At 34.1% G+C, this 2,400-nt stretch carries 4 protein-coding genes; 2 read left to right on the top strand and 2 right to left on the bottom strand.

Annotated features, from left to right (window positions below):
* Positions 1 to 237: 237 nt before the first annotated feature.
* Positions 238 to 537 carry a helix-turn-helix domain-containing protein gene (locus ACFIKE_RS09525; RefSeq protein ID WP_015856266.1) on the bottom strand — a complete coding sequence of 100 codons (300 nt, stop codon included), beginning with the start codon at positions 535 to 537 and terminating at the stop codon, positions 238 to 240.
* A 92-nt stretch (positions 538 to 629) separates the two neighbouring features.
* On the opposite strand from ACFIKE_RS09525, the gene ACFIKE_RS09520 reads away from it, so the two are divergent.
* On the top strand, positions 630 to 965 hold the full coding sequence (locus ACFIKE_RS09520) for a helix-turn-helix domain-containing protein (protein WP_375631948.1): 336 nt from the start codon (positions 630 to 632) through the stop codon (positions 963 to 965).
* On the top strand, positions 922 to 1,416 hold the full coding sequence (locus tag ACFIKE_RS09515; protein ID WP_375649577.1) for a hypothetical protein: 495 nt from the start codon (positions 922 to 924) through the stop codon (positions 1,414 to 1,416). The genes ACFIKE_RS09520 and ACFIKE_RS09515 overlap by 44 nt, the downstream gene beginning before the upstream one ends.
* A 1-nt stretch (position 1,417) precedes the next feature.
* Here the strand turns inward: ACFIKE_RS09515 and ACFIKE_RS09510 are convergent, their stop codons facing one another.
* Positions 1,418 to 2,257 carry a hypothetical protein gene (locus tag ACFIKE_RS09510; RefSeq protein WP_375649575.1) on the bottom strand — a complete coding sequence of 280 codons (840 nt, stop codon included), beginning with the start codon at positions 2,255 to 2,257 and terminating at the stop codon, positions 1,418 to 1,420.
* Positions 2,258 to 2,400: the final 143 nt, after the last annotated feature.

Here is a 2,400-nt window from a genome sequence, read left to right as displayed (position 1 = left end):
CGGAATTTATAAGAATTGGCTTATCCATAATTTTTCCTCCCTAACGCCTCTTGGCGATTGTTTGTGCGTGGTTTATGAGATGTTTATACCATTATGGTAGTATTGAGTCAATACCAAAATGGTTATTTTTTTATTTTATATTTGGAAGGGGTGAAATAATGGATAAAAATCTATTGATTGATGAAAAAATATTAGCGTTTTGAAAAAAATTAACAGAGGATGAAAAAAAGAAATTTATTATTTCTTTTCTTGATAAAATGAAGAAAGAAGATCAAGAAGTTTAACTTTGTTATCATAACTTAGATGTTCGAGCATATCTTCTATTTGTGCATCTAAGTTATTTGTCTCCTGTTCTGAAAACATCAATTGTTTAGGGGTAACGGATAAGTGAGGTGCTAAACGTATAGCCCATTCTTTTGTTAATTTCCGATGACCATTTTCTAAGCGAAAAATCTGTGGTTGACTCGTACCTGCTAATTCAGCTAACTTTTTAGAGCTTAAGCCCATTTTCTCTCTGAAAAATTTTAAGTTATTCATGATTCTTATCCTATAAAAAAATTTTTATCTTTCAAATACCAATACGGTAAAAATCTCTTGCATTAAAAATACCGCTATGGTATGATTTGGGAATGTTTAAGCTAAAATCATATTTATTGAAGAATAATATTACTTACGCTGAGTTTGCAGCCTCTATAGGTGTTACACAGACATCAATAGCGCGTTACATAAATAAGAAGAGATTTCCTCAGCCTAGGATAATAAAGCAAATAGCAAAGATTACGGATAATTATGTAAGTCCTAGTGATTGGTATCAAGAAAATTTTACTACTGCAATACAAGAAAAAGCAACGCCTGCTTTTGTCAATGGTTCCACTGTTTGCATGAAGCCATGTGAACAAAATGAAATGACGAAGCTTCAATATGAAGAAAAGAATGAACATCAACAGCACCATTCACATTCTTAAAGAAGAAAGATCAGAGATGATAGATGTCCCGCATATCACTATAAGTAAAGTCAAGTTGATTAATCTTGTTAATAAGATTGGACGTGAAGACATATATTATGGTGTTCGCTCGCCTAATCAGACATGTGAAAGTTGCATAGATCCCTCATCAACAGGTTATCTTATCTATATACTGCAAAATATTTTTGCGCGTGATGATAGAAATTATTTTCCGTTATTGCCATACGATGATTTTAATCAATGGTTTTCATCTGCCTTTACGCAAGCTTTTACAACTTGGTTTGATAATTATTTTTCTCAAGATTTGTCATCTTTTCATCGCCTAAATGAGCTACTTTTGTTTACAGCTTTAGTCGAAAGTAATCTTGGCTTCTTAAGGGATGACCTCATCAAAAAAAGAGAAGAAGAAATCAAATTAATAAATGATGCGTGTAGTGTGCGTCTGAATTGAGTTAATCCACTTTTTTAAAGTCTATGAGGCTGGTTTGTGTTGTTACAGTCATTTTTGTTTCTGGTTGCAGTGGGGATGTATGGGTAATGATTAAAGTAACTTGGTCTTTTATATCTTCTTCACGTGCTGCTACAAAAATAAGGATTTTTGAAGGTTTGCCTTCTGAGGGAGCTACAGAAATATTAACATCGATTTCTGGTCCCGTTCGAAAATTCTTCGCTTTATCACAGAAGCCGCGTGATTTGTGTGACGTTGGCTTAGCATCAGGATTAACATATGGTGATTGCATTTGCTGCCATCTTGTTTCAGGTTTGTATATGATGCCATATCCAAGAATAAAGCGAGAACTATCTTTTAGCTTTATATTTAAAATATGGACGACAGTTTGTGCATTATTTTCTACCTTTAAGAAAAGAAGCGTCCACTTGTCCTTTGTTGGAAGATGCGGTCCAGTTGCATATATGGAAAGTGGCGGTCCTAAATCCTGTACTCTTTTGTTATCTAACAAAATTTTAATATGTTCTTCTGACCATTTTGCAATATCTTTTGTTGATTTTGCTTGCTCTTCAAGAGCTGCAGTTTGTTTTTCGCTTTCTGCAAATTTCTTGATTACCCATTTCTTATCTTGTGCTCGTTTTTTTGCGGCTTCTTTACGGTCTTTATTTCTTAAAATAAGCGCTACTGAAAGTGATCCGATAAATGACAGGAAACCTGTAAGAAATATCTTTATCCATTCTTGCATCTTTCCCCTCCCCACTTTTTTAGAATCGTTGGGAGGATACTTTTTCATAAACATTTTTTCAAGACAGGCAATCACAACACGCTCTGTCATAACACACATATAAATACGTAGAGCCTTAAGGGGGGGATTATGATCACTCATTTATATTTAATAAAAGAAGGGGGCGCGCATGTCTAATGCAATGCCATGGATAAGATTCCATTTGTATGACTGGATAAGTGGTACAGATGGAATGACGTTAG

Origin of the sequence: Bartonella sp. MU70NMGDW, assembly GCF_042194085.1 — a bacterium.
Lineage (GTDB): Bacteria > Pseudomonadota > Alphaproteobacteria > Rhizobiales > Rhizobiaceae > Bartonella > Bartonella grahamii.
The sequence above is the reverse complement of the archived record's forward strand: the minus strand, read 5'-3'. Positions and strand labels throughout refer to the sequence as shown.

Bases quoted from the DNA above. Each gene is read 5' to 3' on its own strand.
- ACFIKE_RS09520 (WP_375631948.1), top strand. From the start codon at position 630: ATGTTTAAGCTAAAATCATATTTATTGAAGAATAATATTACTTACGCT.
- ACFIKE_RS09510 (WP_375649575.1), bottom strand. From the start codon at position 2,257: ATGTGTGTTATGACAGAGCGTGTTGTGATTGCCTGTCTTGAAAAAATG.
- ACFIKE_RS09525 (WP_015856266.1), bottom strand. From the start codon at position 537: ATGAATAACTTAAAATTTTTCAGAGAGAAAATGGGCTTAAGCTCTAAA.
- ACFIKE_RS09515 (WP_375649577.1), top strand. From the start codon at position 922: ATGAAGAAAAGAATGAACATCAACAGCACCATTCACATTCTTAAAGAA.